The organism is Rhodanobacter sp. OR92, assembly GCF_000427545.1.
GTDB lineage: Bacteria > Pseudomonadota > Gammaproteobacteria > Xanthomonadales > Rhodanobacteraceae > Rhodanobacter > Rhodanobacter denitrificans.
The window spans coordinates 17,717-31,479 of the sequence record NZ_KE386557.1 but is presented as its reverse complement, the minus strand read 5'-3'; the positions used below and the strand labels follow the sequence as shown (position 1 = coordinate 31,479).

The window sequence follows — 13,763 nt, the reverse complement described above, 5'->3', positions numbered from 1 at the left end:
TCCTAGTCGATCCGGCGGCCCCGTCGTCAAGCGCGGACGTCTATACTGCGCGACCCGTCGATGCCCGTGTTGCCATGAACCCAGCCCACCGTCCCGTGCGCCGCAGCCTGCCGTGGCTGCTGGCCGCGCTGTCGATGATCGGGCCGTTCTCGATCGATGCGGTGTTTCCGGCGTTCCCGCTGGTCGGCGCGCACTTCGGCGTGGATGCCGCGCCGCTGCAGCAGCTGATCAGCGTGTACCTGGTCACCTATGCCGCGATGAGCCTGTTCCACGGCGCGATTTCCGATGCGGTCGGGCGCAAGCCGGTGGTCGTCGCCGGCCTGCTGGTGTATGCGCTGGCGTCGGTGGGTGCGGCGATGTCCACCTCGTTCGCGATGCTGCTGGCCTGCCGCGGCCTGCAGGGCATGTGCGCCGGCGCCGGGTTGGTGGTGGGCCGGGCGGTGGTCCGCGACAGCCTGGAAGGGCCGGCCGCGCAACGGCTGATGTCGCAGGTGATGATGATCTTCGGGGTGGCGCCGGTGATCGCGCCGATGGTCGGCGCGCTGCTGCTGCCGCTGGGCGGCTGGCATGGCATCTTCTGGCTGCTGGCCGGGTTCACCGTGCTGCTGGCGCTGGCGCTGCAGCTGTTCCTGGACGAGACCCACCCGCCGGCGCGGCGCACGCGGTTTGCGCCACGGCCGCTGCTGGCGGGCTACCGGTCGTTCGGCCGCGACCGGCTGTTGTGGCCGCTGCTGGTTTCCAGCTCGGTGAACTTCGCCGGGCTGTTCCTGTACATCGCCTCGGCACCGCGCATCGTGCGTGGGCTGCTGCAATTGTCGGCGCAGGGTTTTCCGTGGCTGTTCCTGCCGGTGGTCAGCGGCCTGATCGGTGGCGCCTGGCTGTCCGGGCGGATGGCAGGGCGGCACAGCGCGAACTCCACGGTGAGCCTGGGCTATGCGGTGATGCTGCTGGCGTGCGCGGCGCATTTGCTGCTCGCGCTGCTGCTCCCCGCGCCGCGGCTGCCTTGGTCGATGCTGCCGCTGATCCTGCACGGCATCGGCGTGCAGCTGGCGTTCCCGACCCTCACCCTGCTGCTGCTGGACCGCTTCCCGCATCATCGCGGCGGGATTTCCTCGGTGCAGGCGTTCGCCAGCCTGCTGCTGTGCAGTTTCGTGGCCGGGGTGATGTCGCCGCTGCTGTCCAGGGGCATGCTGCCACTGGCGCTGGGCGCCTCGGCGCTGACCGTGGCCGGCGTGCTGGCGTGGTGGTGGTATCACCGCCTCACGCGCCGGTCGCTGGAACTGCCGCTGGCCGATGCCGGCACGGCGGCGATGCAGGCGGAGATCGCCGAGCCGCGCTGACACGGCGGCCGGATCGAGCCGGGCCGGACGGGGCGTCAGGCGGGCGGGGCCGGCGCGGGCGTGGCGGCGCGCACCACCGAATCCGCCGACATCAACACGCTGGCCTCGGCCAGCGCCCGCACCAGCGACGGCGGGCGGTAGCTGGCGTCGGCGAGCCAGCGCTGCCATACCGAGTCGTCCACCTTCTCGTTGACGCCGGTGCCGAGCCGGCGGTCGAACGGCGGCTTGAACTCCTTGTAGATGCCGTCCATGAACTCCCGGTACGAATTGCGCGGCACGCCACGGTCGGCATCGACCGGCGGCAGCAGTTGTTCGCTGCAGGCAAGGCCGGCGTCGATCGCCTTGCGCTGCAGCCACGCCAGCGGCAGGTCGGGCAGCGGGTCGGGCCGGCGGCCGGCTCCGTCGCTCGCGTTGCCGCCGCCGACGTCGGCGTGCGCGCCGATGAACCAGCGCTGTTCGATCTCGATCTGCTCGCGCTTCTTCGAGGTCAGCGTCTCGCCGGGCTTCACCGTGTACGGGTTGCGCGTCCATACCGTGGGCGCGAAGTCGGCGCGGTGCTCATCCAGCGCCAGCGCCTGGTAGGCGTACTTCACGATCTTGCTGAGTTCGGTGTCGTGGAACTGATAGCGCTTGCGCGCATAGGGAAACCACGAGGCGGTACCGGGGATGCCGAGCGAACCGACGGTGTCCCACACGCCGATGAAGTGGATGTCGATCACGATCGAATGGCTGGCGCGAAATTCCACCGCGATCGGGTCGTCGGGCTTGCTGCCGGTGTCGCGATAGAACGCGTAGGCAGCCGCAGCGTCGGGCCTGGCCACGCTGGCGTGGGCGTCGCAGCGGAGCAGGCCGCACTTGCGGATCAGCCCGCCGAGGCTGCGCGCGGTATAGGCGCCGCGGCTGAAGCCGAAGAGGTAGAGGAGGTCGCCGGGCTGCCAGGTCTCGCACAACCAGCGATAGCCATCGAGCACGTGGTCGGACAGGCCGTAGCCGAACGCGCCGCCGAGCAGATGGGCGATGCCGCGCTTCACGCCCACGCCCGGGATGTAGTTGACCAACTGTCGGGCGCCGGCGGCATCGCGTGCCGCGATCAGCCGGCGCAGGCGTTCCACGTTGGTGTTCGACTCGGGCTTGTTCCAGGTGCCGTCGAACAGCAATACCAGCCGGCGTGCGGCCATGGTGCCCTCCAGCGATGCGTTCGGGGTTGGCGCAAGCCACTCTAGGCCGCGCCGGTGCGTCGGGCCAGTGCCGGGAGAGGCGCGCAGGCGTACCCTGTGCGTTTCGACATCGCCGCGGGTGGACAGCACGAGCATGGACAGGCAGAGCCAGGTCGACAAGGCACGGGCGTTCCGCCAGATGCACGATCGCCGCGCGATCCTGCTGCTGCCGAACGCCTGGGATGCGGGCAGCGCACGGCTGTTCGCGCGGCGCGGCTTCGCGGCGGTCGCCACCACCAGTGCCGGCGTGGCCTGGTCGCTCGGCTACGCCGACGGCGAACGGGCGCCGCTGGCCGAGGTACTGGCGGCGATCGCGCGGATCACGCGGGTGGTCGAGCTGCCGGTAACGGCAGACGTCGAGACCGGCTATGGCGAGACGCCGGAGGCGGTGGCCGCCACCGTGCGCGCGGTGATCGCCGCCGGCGCGGTCGGCATCAACCTGGAGGACGGCTGCCCCGGCCACGGTCCGCTGCGCCCGGTCGATGAGGCCGCGGCGCGGATCCGCGCGGCGCGCGGTGCGGCCGACGCCGCTGGCGTGCCGATCGTCATCAACGCGCGGGTGGATCACTGGATCCGGCACGTCGCCGACCCGGCCGCGCCGCTGGTCGACGCCGTGCAGCGCGCGCGGGCCTATCTGGCGGCGGGTGCCGACGGCATCTATCCGATCGGGCTGGGCGAGCCAGCCGTGCTGGCCGCGCTGGTGCAGGCCATCGACGCCCCGGTCAACGTGGCGGCCGGCCCCGGCGTGCTGGAGCTGGCCGAGCTGGCCCGGCTCGGCGTAGCCCGCGTCAGCACGGCCACGCGTTTCGCCACGCTGGCGCTGGCGGCGGTGGATCGTGCGGCGGCGGCGCTGCTGGAGAGCGGCCGCTTCGACGGCCTGGGGGCGACTTTCACCTATGCGGACGCGCAGCGGCTGTTCGAGCCGGCCTGAGCGACGCAGGCAGTTTTTTCATCGAGGAGTCTGCAATGAACAAGCGTATCGAGTACGGCAAGGCGGCACCGGCGGGCCTGAAGGCCATGCTGGGCCTGGAAATGTATGTGCATGGCTCGGGCCTGGAGCACTCGCTGATCGAGCTGGTGAAGATGCGCGTGTCGCAGATCAATGGCTGCGCGTACTGCCTGGACATGCACAGCAAGGACGCGCGCGCCGCCGGCGAGACCGAGCAGCGCCTGCACGTGCTGGCGGCGTGGCGCGAGGCGCCGTTCTACTCGGCACGCGAGCGTGCCGCGCTGGCCTGGGCCGAGGCGGTCACCCTGCTGTCGACGAACGAATTGCCCGACGCCCTGTACGAGGAGGTGCACGCGCAGTTCGACGACAAGTCGATGGTCGACCTCACCCTGGCGATCATCGCCATCAACGGCTGGAACCGCCTGGCGATCGGTTTTCGCGCGGACGTGGGCAGCTACCAGCCGAAGTCGGCGGGCTGAACGTGGCGCCGCTACCGGCCCGTCGCAGGCCGGCAGCGGCGTCCGCGCCGCGGATGCGCGGGCATGGCTGAGCGGCCCGTGGCGCTGGATCGCGCGTTCTACCGGCGCGATCCGCGCGCGGTCGCGCCCGACCTGCTGAACAAGGTGCTGCTGCATGCGGACGGTCGCTGCGGTCGCATCGTGGAAACCGAGGCCTACTGCGGGCCGACGGATCCGGCCGCGCATTCCTGGCGCGGCCGCACGGCGCGCAATGCGACGATGTTCGGCGCACCGGGGCTGCTCTACGTGTACTTCACCTATGGCATGCACTGGTGCTGCAACCCGGTCTGCGGCGAGGAGGGCGAAGGCGTCGCGGTGTTGCTGCGCGCGCTGGCGCCGCTGGGCGGGCTGGCCGCGATGCGCGCGGCGCGGCCGGGTTGCCGCCGCGACCGCGACCTGTGCCGCGGGCCGGCGCGCTTGTGCCAGGCGATGGGCATCGGTCGCGCGCAGGACGGCATCGACCTGGTCGGCGGTGCCGGCGGCTTCAGCATCGTCGACGATGGCGTGCCGCCACCGGTTGCACCTGTGGTCACGACGCGCGTCGGCATCACGCGCGCGATCGGGCAACCCTGGCGCTGGTACGTGCCGGGCGATGCGCACGTCTCGCGGCGCTGAACGGGAGCGTCGCGGTTGTCGCGGCGGCCACGTGGAGTTGACGGAGGCTTGATGATGCGGGGCACACGGTAGCCAGGCGTCACTCGTCCATTGCGGGGTCCGCGCCATGCCTTATTCATCCATCAGCGAACTGCCCGACAGCGTGCGCGAGCACGTGCCGAAGCACGCGCAGGAAATCTACAAGGAGGCGTTCAACGGCGCCTGGGAGGAATACGCCGACAAGGACGATCGTCGCGGCAGCGAGTCGCGCGAGGAGGCGGCGCACAAGGTCGCCTGGGCAGCGGTGAAGAAGAAATACCGCAAGGGTGCCGACGGCGACTGGCACGCGAAGTAGCCTGGTGCCGTGGTTCGGGATTCGGGTTCAGGGTTCGCGCGTCAGGCATGCGGCAGGCCGCGTGCCTTGAGGAAGTCGCGGGCGTTGCCGGCATCGTGCTCGAACCAGGCGCGCGCTGAGCCGAGCCGGAACGTGTAGCCCCAGGCGTCCATGTCGGCCATCAGGCGTTCGCGCCCCACGCCGGGCAGTTCGTCGGCCAGCACGATCTGCAGGCAGCAGGTGGCGTCTTCCTCCTCGATCGAGTCAGTGGCGTCGGTATGGACGTCTGGACGTCTTTCCGGCGGCAGCACGATCAGGTGGCCGGCTTCATGCAGCAGCGAATGCACCGGGGTGTCGCCGCGGGCGTAGACGGTGCTGCCGATGATGCCGGCCTCGCGCTCGCCCCAGAAGCTGCCGGGGATCGGTGCGCCCGGCGCCACGCGCCGCAGCTGCAGGCCGAAGCGGCCGAGCAGCGCCGCCGGCGCATCGAAGCCGATCTGGTCCAGGCGCAGTACGCGGCTGGCCGGGTCGTCGCCGGAGGCGGAATGAGTGTCGGAGTGCATGGACGTGCGCGGCGGGCGCGATGGCTTCGAGGGTGGGGCCGGGCCTGGCGACACGGCGTCGCCAGGCCCAGGGAAGCGCGGCAGCGGCTGGGCCGGTTGTCAGCCGGTCTTGGCTTCGGTCTTGGCTTCGCTCTTCGCGGCCGGCCTGCCTTCCGGCAGGGTGACCGAGAGTTCGAGGATCTCGTGGCCGCTGTCGCGCTCGAAGTTGATGTTGATCGCCTCGAGGTCGACGTGGACGTATTTCTTGATCACCTCGAGCAGCTCGTTGCGCATCATCGGCAGATAGTCCGGCGCGCCGCGGGTGGAGCGCTCCTGTGCCACGATGATGCGCAGGCGCTCGCGCGCCACGCTGGCGGTGGCTTCGGGCTTGCGCTTCAGGAAATCGAGAATGCCCATCGTGATCAACCTCCGAACACGCGCTGGAGAAAGCCTTTCTTCGGTACGTCGATGAAGCGCAGCGGGCGCTCTTCGCCGAGGATGCGGGCCACCGTGTCGCCGTAGGCCTGGCCGGCCTGCGAGGCGGCGTCGACGATCACCGGGATGCCGTTGTTGGAGGCGGTCAGCACGTTTTCCGACTCGGGGATCACGCCGACCACCTCGATACCGAGGATTTCCTCGACGTCCTTCACGCTGAGCATCTCGCCGATCGCCACGCGCGCGGGGTTGTAGCGGGTCAGCAGCAGGTGCTGGGTGACCGGGCTTTCGCCCTTCTCGGCGCGCCGGGTCTTGCTGGCGAGCAGGCCGAGGATGCGGTCCGAATCGCGCACCGAAGACACTTCCGGGTTGACCACCACCACCGCGTGGTCGGCGAAGTACATCGCCAGGTGGGCACCCTTCTCGATGCCGGCCGGGGAGTCGCACACGACGTAATCGAAATCCATTTCGGACAGGCCGTCGAGCACCTTTTCGACACCTTCCTGGGTCAGCGCGTCCTTGTCGCGGGTCTGGCTGGCGGCCAGCACGTACAGGTTTTCGTAGCGCTTGTCCTTGATCAGCGACTGCTTCAGCGTCGCCTCGCCGTGCACGACGTTGACGAAGTCGTACACCACGCGCCGCTCGCAGCCCATGATCAGGTCAAGGTTGCGCAGGCCGACGTCGAAGTCGATCACCGCGGTTTTCTTGCCGGCCATGGCCAGGCCGGTGGCCAGCGAGGCGCTGGTCGTCGTCTTGCCGACGCCGCCTTTGCCGGAAGTGACAACGATAATCTCAGCAGTCAAGGGCTCATCTCCGCATGATTGTTCTTGTTGTAAGGGGTTACAGCCTGGCGATCAGCAGCTTGTCGCCGTCGAGCCAGCATTGCACGGACTGGCCCTCGAGGTCGCCGGGAATCTGCTCGAACACGCGATATTGCCCGGCGATCGCCACCAGTTCGGCGCGGAAGTCGGAGACGAAGATGCGCGCCTTCGCGTCGCCCTGCGCGCCGGCCATGGCGCGGCCGCGCAGGCCGCCGTAGATGTGGATGTTGCCGTCGGCGATCACTTCGGCGCCGTTGGCCACGGCGCCGGTGACGATCAGGTCGCGCTCGCGCGCGTAGATCTGCTGGCCGGAGCGCACCGAACCGGCATGGTGCTGCGCACCCTGCATGCTGCCGGGCGCCGGCGCAGACAGGATCGGCTCGCGCTGCACCGCCGGTGCCGGTTCGGCGCGTGCCGCCGGCTCGGCGACAGGCGCGCTGCCCGGGGCCGGCTCGTAGGCGGCGCGGAACTTGGCGATCAGCGGCAGTCCCATGCGCCTGGCCAGCGCCTCGGTTTCACTGGTGCCGTAGGCCAGGCCCACCGGCAGCATGCCGGCGCTGCGCACCGCTTCGAGCAGGGCATCGACGGCGCCGTCGTCGGGCAGGTCGAGCAGGTGGCTCAGGTCCAGCACCACGGCGGCGCGGGCAAACATCTGCGGCGCGGCGCGCACGCGGCGTTCGAGTTCGTCGCACAGCGCGGCGGCGTCGACCCGGCGCACGCGCACGCAGGCGATGCCGACCTGGCCGAAGCGCAGGTCGCAGGCATCGTTGGTCTCTGTTCTTACACTCACGGGCGCCGCTCCCCGGCGAGGCGGCGCGGGGCGGCGTCGTGCCGGGCCGGGTGCTCGCGTTCGGCCAGCCACGGCACGTCGGGCAGGCCGCCGTGTTCGAGCCAGGTATCGCGCACGTAGGCGTAGCTGGGCAGGTCGCGCGCCAGCAGGCTGACCTGCGGGCCGTGCTCGCCCATGCGCTGCTGGCCGACTTCCTGGAAGCCGTAGGTGCCGTGGAACAGCACCACCACGTCGTCGCGCGGCTCCAGGAACACCTCGCAGGTAAGCAGCGGCACGCGCACCTCGGCGTAGCTGTGCACGTCGCAGTAGAAGATGCGGCCCAGGCCGTGGCGGCGGTAGGCGTTCGCGATCACGATGCGGTCGATGTAGACGAACTGCGGGTAGTGGTCGGCGAACCAGCGGTAGTTCGGGCTGGCGTAGTCGCCGCCTTCGCGCAGCGCGATCAGGAACCCGGCCAGGTGGCCGTCGATCTCGGCCACGCGGAAATACTCGGCGTGCTCGTAGAAGTAGCGCAGTTGGGTTGCATCGAGGGCGAGGATGGAGCGACCGGCGGCATTGTTGAGCGCCAGTACGGCATCCAGGTCGTGCTCGCGCACGTCGCGGATGGCAAGGGCCATTCGTTGCTCCGCAATGATGGAATCGGGGACGAGGTCGGGCAGCAGCCTCGCGCAATGGCCCATTATGACATGCGGCTGTGACCCTTACATCTCGCAAGGGCACATGTAAAAGCTTCGTAAAGCCGTGGCCGGGGCGCGTGCCCGGCCATGACTTCCCGCGCATTGCGCGAAACCCCCGTACGCCCAATGATGCGGGGATGCGCTGGCCCTTCTTCAACCATATCCGCCTGCTCCGCTATGCGGGCTTCTTCACCTATCTGTCGGCCGGCACGCCGCTGGTCACGAACTGGGCTGCCGAGCGTCTGGACCAACTGCACCGTCCGAATTTCTCGCTGCTGCTGTGGACGCTGTGCTATCTGATCTTCGGCCTGATGTACTGGCTGCTGACCAGCAACCTCGGCTCGCGCCGCTATCCGGTGCTGAAGCTGCTCGGGCTGGCCTCGATGACGGCGGCGGCAGTGGCGGTGGGTTGGTACAGCCACAGCGGCCTGTCGGCGATGCTGATGGTGGTCGCCTCGCTGGTGCTGCCGTGGCTGCTGCCGTTCTGGCTCGCCGCGTTCTGGCTGGTGTTGCAGCACCTGAGCCTGGTCGCGGTTTTCGCGGGCTGGCCCGAATACGACCACAGCATCGCGGTGGGCTTCATCCAGGCCAGCATCTACCTGGGCATCTCGGTGCTGGTGTTCGTGACTTCGACGGTGGCCAGCCAGCAGGCCGAACAGCGCGAGGTGCAGCGCCGGCTGAATTCCGAACTGCGCGCCACCCGCGCCCTGCTGGCCGAGTCCAGCCGGATCGCCGAGCGCATGCGCATCGCACGCGACCTGCATGACCTGATCGGCCATCACCTGACCGCGCTGAGCCTGAACCTGGAGGTGGCCAGCCACCTCTCCAACGAGTCCGCCGGCGCGCACGTGCGCAAGGCGCAAAGCACGGCCAAGCTGCTGCTGGCCGACGTGCGCGAGGTGGTCAGCGAGTTGCGCCAGGACGATGCGATCGACCTGACCCAGGCGCTGCGCAGCCTCACCGAGGGCGTGCCTGGCCTGAGCGTGCACGTGATCATGCCGCCGCGCTTCAGCGTGGAGGATCCGCGCCGCGCGCAGGTGCTGCTGCGCTGCGCCCAGGAGATCATCACCAATACCGCCAAGCACGCCGGTGCGCGCAACCTGTGGCTGAATTTCGCCTATGCGGGGGACAACCTGCTCGGCCTGCACGCGCGCGACGACGGCCGCGGTGCCGAGAACGTCGAGCCGGGCAACGGCCTGTCCGGCATGCGCGAGCGGCTGGCCGAATTCGGCGGCAGCGTGACGCTGGATACCGGCCTCAGCCAGGGCTTCGCGCTGACCGTGCGGCTGCCGCTGGGCGAGCACACCGCGCTGGCGCACGCGCCGACGCGCCTCGAGCCGCCGGCGCTGCATGTGTCGTAACCTTGGCAGCTCGCGCGGCGTGCGAAAATGCGCCGGTGTCGGCAGTGGCCCGGCCCGCCGGCTGTCAACATCACTTACCCTTAAGCCGTGTCTGCCCGAGGATCCGCGATGATTTCCGTTTGTCTCGTCGACGACCAGAATCTGGTGCGCCAGGGAGTCCGCTCGCTGCTGGACCTGGCTGAGGACATCCGCGTGGTGGCCGAGTGTGCCGACGGCGCCCAGGCCGTGCAGGACATCCCGCGGGTCAAGCCGGACGTGGTGCTGCTGGACCTGCGCATGCCGAACATGAGCGGGCTGGAAGTGCTGCAGGCGCTGTCCGCCCGCAACGAGCTGCCGCCGACCATCATCCTGACCACCTTCGACGACGACCAGCTGGTGCTGCAGGGCCTCAAGGCCGGCGCGCGCGGCTACCTGCTGAAGGACGTCTCGCTGGAGCAACTGGTCGAGGCGGTGCGCACCGTGGCCGGCGGCGGCTCGCTGGTGGCGCCGATGGTCACCCAGCGGCTGATGGCCGGGGTGGCGCGGATGCAGAACAGCTTCACCAGCCTGGAGCAGCCCGACCCGCTGACCGAGCGCGAGACCGAGATCCTGCGGCTGCTGTCCGGCGGCTACAGCAACAAGGAAATCGCCAACTCGCTGAAGGTGGCCGAGGGCACCGTGAAGAACCACGTTTCCAATATCCTGTCCAAACTTGGCGTGCGCGACCGCACCCGCGCGGTGCTGAAGGCGCTGGAAATGGGCATCGTCTGAAGCACTCCTGGCGGCGCCGGTGGCCCCGCTGCAGCCCGCTTTTGGCCTTCCGGAACGGGCGATGCCGGCGATAGCGTTCCGGCCCGTGAGCAAGTAACATCCGTTGCTTCGGCGTTTGCCGACCCCCTGCCATGGCCCTCGGGATGAACCCTCGGGCGGGCCCGCGCGGACGGCTGGGACAACACTATCTAGGTATGGCGTAAAGACGCTTCGGAGAACTCTGGAATGATGCGTGTCTTTGAATTTCTTGCTGCCCTGGTCATCGTGGCGGTCATCGGTGTCCTGGCGGCCGTGATCATGCCCGGCAGTGGCCACGTGGAACGCCAACTGGTCATCGGCAAGGACATGCGGCAGGTCTACGACGTGCTCGACAACTACCGCCGGCTGCCCGACTACTCGGTGCTGCGCTCGTTCGACCCGAACATCCAGTTCAACTTCTCCGGCAAGGCGTACGGCCCGGGTGCCGAGGTCAGCTGGACCAGCACCGACCCGAAGGTCGGCAACGGCGGCCTGACCATCGCCAGCGCCACGCCCGAGTTCGACAAGATCGACAGCAACACCAAGACCGCCAGCATCGTCTGGAACCTGGACAACAGTTGGCGCGGCCTGGACAAGCATTTCACGCTGGATCTGGAACGCCAGGGCAGCCGCGGGCAGCTGACCCAGGTCACCTGGTCGTATGACGTCTCCTACGGCTGGAACCTGATCAACCGCTTCGCCAACCTGTACATCCATGGCGATCCCGATTCGTTTATCCAGTTCAGCCTGAACAACCTGCAGAACGTGCTGGCCGGCGTGCCGAACATCGACTACAGCCAGCTGATTCCGCACATCGAACAGACCCAGCCGACCCCGGTGCTGCTGGTGTCCACCTCGATCCAGCGCAAGGACGGCATGGAGGCGGTGGAAGACGCCATCGCCAAGGCCAACACCGAGGTCCAGGCAGCCGCCAAGAAGCTCGGCGTGAACGTCACCGGCTCGCGCATCCTGATCACCACCAACTACGGCGACCAGACCTACAGCTTCGACGTGGCATTCCCGATCGACTCCAGCACGCTGACCATCAACGGCCAGAGCGAGCAGCTGACTGCGGCGACTCCGCCGTCGCTCGACGCCTCCGGTGCGCCGGCCGAGGCCAGCAGTGCCGCCGCCGCCGCGGATGCCAGCGTTGCCGCCGGCAGCCGCGACCGTTACGGCCGCCTGGTGGTGGACGGCAACGTGCGCGCCATGCTGGCCTTCGGCGGTGCAGCGCTGAAGGGCGTGTGGAACGGCACTTTCGCCGGCGTGCCGCAGACCCGCGACATGCTCAAGGCCTATGCGCAGACCCACGGCTACAAGTATGACGACGTGATCAACCGCGCCTACGACGTGATCGCCACGCCGGAAGTGAAGGATGCCGGCGGCAACATCACCACCTACGCGAAGTACAACGTGTTCCTGCCGATCAGCAGCGCGCCGGAGCAGACTCCGGAGCAGGAAGCCGGCCTGCAGCCGCCGACGCTCGACGAAGCGGCGCCGGCCGCGTCCGGCTCCGCCCCGGCACCGGCCGGCAGCGCTGCCGCGCCGGCCGCAGCGGCCAGCGCCGGTAAGTAAGCCGGATCGCCGCAGCGCCTCGAAAGGCCCCTCCGCTCGGAGGGGCCTTTTCTTTTCGGGCCGCCGGTCGGTGTCTTGCGGTACATTGCGGGGTGATCCGCGGCGATGGTCGGCGGGTTCGCCCGCGCCCGGCGCGGTATGCCGCCACAGCCTTCCACCGGACATGATCGAGACCGACCAGCTCACCCGACGCTATGGCAACCTGACCGCAGTGGATGCGCTGAGCATCCGTGTCGAGCCGGGCCAGGTGCTCGGCCTGCTTGGCCCCAATGGCGCCGGCAAGTCCACCGCGATGCGCATGATCGCCGGGTTTCTGGTGCCCAGCTCGGGTACCGCGCGGGTGTGCGGCCATGACGTCGTCCGCGAGCCGCTGCAGGCCAAGCGCGCGCTTGGCTACCTGCCCGAGGGTGCTCCGAGCTACGGCGAGATGACCGTGCGCGAGTTCCTGCAGTTCATCGTGCGCATGCGCGGGCTCAAGGCCGAGGCCGCTTACCGGCGGTTCGACGCGGTGGTGCAGCAGCTGCAACTGGAGGAAGTCCTGGGCCTGTGCATCGACACACTGTCGAAGGGCCTGCGCCGGCGCGTCGGACTGGCCCAGGCGATCCTGCACGACCCGCCGGTGCTGATGCTGGACGAGCCCACCGACGGCCTCGATCCGAACCAGAAGCACGCGGTGCGCCAGCTGATCGACGCGATGGCGCGCGACCGCACCATCCTGGTCTCCACCCACCTGCTGGAGGAGGTGCATGCGCTGTGCAACCGGGTGGTGATCATCGCGCGCGGCAAGCTGCTGGCCGATGCCACGCCGGCCGAGCTGGAGGCGCGTTCGCGCTACCACGGCGCGGTGTCGTTCAGCGCGCCGGGCAGCGGCATGTCGCAGGAGATGCTGGGCCGCCTGCCGCAGGTGGCGGCGATCGAGGTGGACCCGCTGGACGGCCGCATCACGGTGTTCCCGAAGCCGGGCGCGCGGATCCTGGAGCCGGTCGAGACGCTGCTGCGCGAGCAGGGGCTGGAGGTGTCGGAGATCCAGCTCGAGCGCGGCCGGCTGGACGAGGTGTTCCGCCAGATCACCACGGGTGACGGCGATGGCGTCGGAGGCCGCGCGTGAACCCGGTCAACGCCGTGCTGCGGCGCGAACTGCGCAGCTATTTCGTGACGCCGGTGGCGTACGTGTTCCTGGTGATCTTCCTGGTGCTGGCCGGCATCCTCACCTTCTACGCCGGCGATTTCTACGAGCGCGGCCAGGCCGACCTGCAGCCGTTCTTCACGATGCACCCGTGGTTGTACCTGATCCTGGTGCCGGCGATCACCATGCGCATGTGGGCGGAGGAGGCCAAGGGCGGCACGCTGGAGCTGCTGCTGACCCTGCCGCTGACGCTGTGGCAGGCGATGCTGGGGAAGTTCTTCGCGGCGTGGCTGTTCATCGGGCTGGCACTGGTGCTGACCTTCCCGATCTGGATCACCGTCAACTACCTGGGCTCGCCGGACAATGGCGTGATCCTGGCCGGCTACCTGGGCAGCTGGCTGATGGCCGGCAGCTTCATCGCGATCGGCGCCTGCCTGTCCGCGCTGACCCGCAGCCAGGTGGTGGCATTCATCCTCACCGCACTGGTGTGCGTGCTGCTGATCCTGGCCGGCCAGCCGCAGGTGCTGGATTTCTTCTCGGGCACGCTGCCGCGCAAGCTGATCAATGCGGTGGCGCACCTGTCCATGCTGCGGCATTTCGAGGCGATCGCGCGCGGCGTGCTGGACATCCGCGACCTGGTGTATTTCCTGCTCAGCACGATCGGCTGGCTGGTCGCCGGCGTGCTGCTGCTCGACCTGAAACGGACGCGCTGACGC

At 69.2% G+C, this 13,763-nt stretch carries 16 protein-coding genes; 10 read left to right on the top strand and 6 right to left on the bottom strand.

Annotated elements, in window-relative coordinates:
* The first annotated feature begins 74 nt into the window (after positions 1-74).
* A complete protein-coding gene (locus RHOOR92_RS0114350; protein ID WP_027490565.1) occupies positions 75-1,340 on the top strand; it encodes a multidrug effflux MFS transporter in 1,266 nt (421 codons plus the stop codon).
* Positions 1,341-1,375: 35 nt separating this feature from the next.
* Here the strand turns inward: RHOOR92_RS0114350 and RHOOR92_RS0114345 are convergent, their stop codons facing one another.
* Entirely contained in the window at positions 1,376-2,518 is a 1,143-nt protein-coding gene (locus tag RHOOR92_RS0114345; protein WP_027490564.1) for a DUF2235 domain-containing protein, read from the bottom strand.
* 133 nt (positions 2,519-2,651) lie between these two features.
* Here RHOOR92_RS0114345 and RHOOR92_RS0114340 point away from each other — a divergent pair, with 133 nt between their 5' ends.
* The 4 genes from RHOOR92_RS0114340 to chaB all read left to right on the top strand — a co-directional run bounded on the left by RHOOR92_RS0114340 (position 2,652) and on the right by chaB (position 4,973).
* Positions 2,652-3,488 carry an isocitrate lyase/phosphoenolpyruvate mutase family protein gene (locus RHOOR92_RS0114340; RefSeq protein ID WP_027490563.1) on the top strand — a complete coding sequence of 279 codons (837 nt, stop codon included), beginning with the start codon at positions 2,652-2,654 and terminating at the stop codon, positions 3,486-3,488.
* Positions 3,489-3,523: 35 nt separating this feature from the next.
* Entirely contained in the window at positions 3,524-3,985 is a 462-nt protein-coding gene (locus RHOOR92_RS0114335; RefSeq protein WP_007507729.1) for a carboxymuconolactone decarboxylase family protein, read from the top strand.
* A gap of 63 nt (positions 3,986-4,048) precedes the next feature.
* Positions 4,049-4,639, top strand: coding sequence for a DNA-3-methyladenine glycosylase (locus tag RHOOR92_RS0114330; protein ID WP_027490562.1), 591 nt, complete (start codon positions 4,049-4,051; stop codon positions 4,637-4,639).
* 106 nt (positions 4,640-4,745) lie between these two features.
* Positions 4,746-4,973: a putative cation transport regulator ChaB gene (gene chaB, locus RHOOR92_RS0114325; RefSeq protein ID WP_015448305.1), complete on the top strand. Its 228-nt coding sequence runs from the start codon at positions 4,746-4,748 to the stop codon at positions 4,971-4,973.
* 41 nt (positions 4,974-5,014) lie between these two features.
* On the opposite strand, the gene RHOOR92_RS0114320 is transcribed toward chaB, so the two are convergent.
* The 5 genes from RHOOR92_RS0114320 to RHOOR92_RS0114300 all read right to left on the bottom strand — a co-directional run bounded on the left by RHOOR92_RS0114320 (position 5,015) and on the right by RHOOR92_RS0114300 (position 8,157).
* Positions 5,015-5,515 carry a hypothetical protein gene (locus RHOOR92_RS0114320; RefSeq protein WP_007507734.1) on the bottom strand — a complete coding sequence of 167 codons (501 nt, stop codon included), beginning with the start codon at positions 5,513-5,515 and terminating at the stop codon, positions 5,015-5,017.
* Between the two features lie 99 nt (positions 5,516-5,614).
* Positions 5,615-5,911 carry a cell division topological specificity factor MinE gene (gene minE, locus RHOOR92_RS0114315; RefSeq protein WP_027490561.1) on the bottom strand — a complete coding sequence of 99 codons (297 nt, stop codon included), beginning with the start codon at positions 5,909-5,911 and terminating at the stop codon, positions 5,615-5,617.
* A gap of 5 nt (positions 5,912-5,916) precedes the next feature.
* On the bottom strand, positions 5,917-6,732 hold the full coding sequence (gene minD, locus RHOOR92_RS0114310) for a septum site-determining protein MinD (RefSeq protein WP_015448304.1): 816 nt from the start codon (positions 6,730-6,732) through the stop codon (positions 5,917-5,919).
* A 37-nt stretch (positions 6,733-6,769) separates the two neighbouring features.
* Positions 6,770-7,540 (bottom strand): septum site-determining protein MinC, encoded by a 771-nt coding sequence (gene minC, locus RHOOR92_RS0114305; protein WP_007507737.1) that lies wholly within the window; start codon positions 7,538-7,540, stop codon positions 6,770-6,772.
* Positions 7,537-8,157: a GNAT family N-acetyltransferase gene (locus RHOOR92_RS0114300; protein WP_015448303.1), complete on the bottom strand. Its 621-nt coding sequence runs from the start codon at positions 8,155-8,157 to the stop codon at positions 7,537-7,539. Before RHOOR92_RS0114300 ends, minC begins: the two co-directional genes overlap by 4 nt.
* Before the next feature lie 197 nt (positions 8,158-8,354).
* Here RHOOR92_RS0114300 and RHOOR92_RS0114295 point away from each other — a divergent pair, with 197 nt between their 5' ends.
* From RHOOR92_RS0114295 to RHOOR92_RS0114275, 5 genes are all read left to right on the top strand, one after another.
* Positions 8,355-9,578: a sensor histidine kinase gene (locus tag RHOOR92_RS0114295; RefSeq protein WP_007507739.1), complete on the top strand. Its 1,224-nt coding sequence runs from the start codon at positions 8,355-8,357 to the stop codon at positions 9,576-9,578.
* Between the two features lie 108 nt (positions 9,579-9,686).
* Positions 9,687-10,328, top strand: coding sequence for a response regulator transcription factor (locus RHOOR92_RS0114290; RefSeq protein WP_007507744.1), 642 nt, complete (start codon positions 9,687-9,689; stop codon positions 10,326-10,328).
* Between the two features lie 225 nt (positions 10,329-10,553).
* A complete protein-coding gene (locus RHOOR92_RS0114285; protein ID WP_027490560.1) occupies positions 10,554-11,921 on the top strand; it encodes a polyketide cyclase in 1,368 nt (455 codons plus the stop codon).
* 163 nt (positions 11,922-12,084) lie between these two features.
* Positions 12,085-13,029: an ABC transporter ATP-binding protein gene (locus RHOOR92_RS0114280; RefSeq protein ID WP_007507749.1), complete on the top strand. Its 945-nt coding sequence runs from the start codon at positions 12,085-12,087 to the stop codon at positions 13,027-13,029.
* Entirely contained in the window at positions 13,026-13,760 is a 735-nt protein-coding gene (locus tag RHOOR92_RS0114275) for an ABC transporter permease subunit (RefSeq protein ID WP_007507751.1), read from the top strand. Before RHOOR92_RS0114280 ends, RHOOR92_RS0114275 begins: the two co-directional genes overlap by 4 nt.
* The last annotated feature ends 3 nt before the right edge of the window (positions 13,761-13,763 follow it).

What these genes read in the sequence shown, in the direction of transcription:
- RHOOR92_RS0114350 (WP_027490565.1), top strand. Translation starts at nt 75, where the DNA reads ATGAACCCAGCCCACCGTCCCGTGCGCCGCAGCCTGCCGTGGCTGCTG.
- RHOOR92_RS0114345 (WP_027490564.1), bottom strand. Translation starts at nt 2,518, where the DNA reads ATGGCCGCACGCCGGCTGGTATTGCTGTTCGACGGCACCTGGAACAAG.
- RHOOR92_RS0114340 (WP_027490563.1), top strand. Translation starts at nt 2,652, where the DNA reads ATGGACAGGCAGAGCCAGGTCGACAAGGCACGGGCGTTCCGCCAGATG.
- RHOOR92_RS0114335 (WP_007507729.1), top strand. Translation starts at nt 3,524, where the DNA reads ATGAACAAGCGTATCGAGTACGGCAAGGCGGCACCGGCGGGCCTGAAG.
- RHOOR92_RS0114330 (WP_027490562.1), top strand. Translation starts at nt 4,049, where the DNA reads ATGGCTGAGCGGCCCGTGGCGCTGGATCGCGCGTTCTACCGGCGCGAT.
- chaB (WP_015448305.1), top strand. Translation starts at nt 4,746, where the DNA reads ATGCCTTATTCATCCATCAGCGAACTGCCCGACAGCGTGCGCGAGCAC.
- RHOOR92_RS0114320 (WP_007507734.1), bottom strand. Translation starts at nt 5,515, where the DNA reads ATGCACTCCGACACTCATTCCGCCTCCGGCGACGACCCGGCCAGCCGC.
- minE (WP_027490561.1), bottom strand. Translation starts at nt 5,911, where the DNA reads ATGGGCATTCTCGATTTCCTGAAGCGCAAGCCCGAAGCCACCGCCAGC.
- RHOOR92_RS0114300 (WP_015448303.1), bottom strand. Translation starts at nt 8,157, where the DNA reads ATGGCCCTTGCCATCCGCGACGTGCGCGAGCACGACCTGGATGCCGTA.
- RHOOR92_RS0114295 (WP_007507739.1), top strand. Translation starts at nt 8,355, where the DNA reads ATGCGCTGGCCCTTCTTCAACCATATCCGCCTGCTCCGCTATGCGGGC.
- RHOOR92_RS0114290 (WP_007507744.1), top strand. Translation starts at nt 9,687, where the DNA reads ATGATTTCCGTTTGTCTCGTCGACGACCAGAATCTGGTGCGCCAGGGA.
- RHOOR92_RS0114285 (WP_027490560.1), top strand. Translation starts at nt 10,554, where the DNA reads ATGATGCGTGTCTTTGAATTTCTTGCTGCCCTGGTCATCGTGGCGGTC.
- RHOOR92_RS0114280 (WP_007507749.1), top strand. Translation starts at nt 12,085, where the DNA reads ATGATCGAGACCGACCAGCTCACCCGACGCTATGGCAACCTGACCGCA.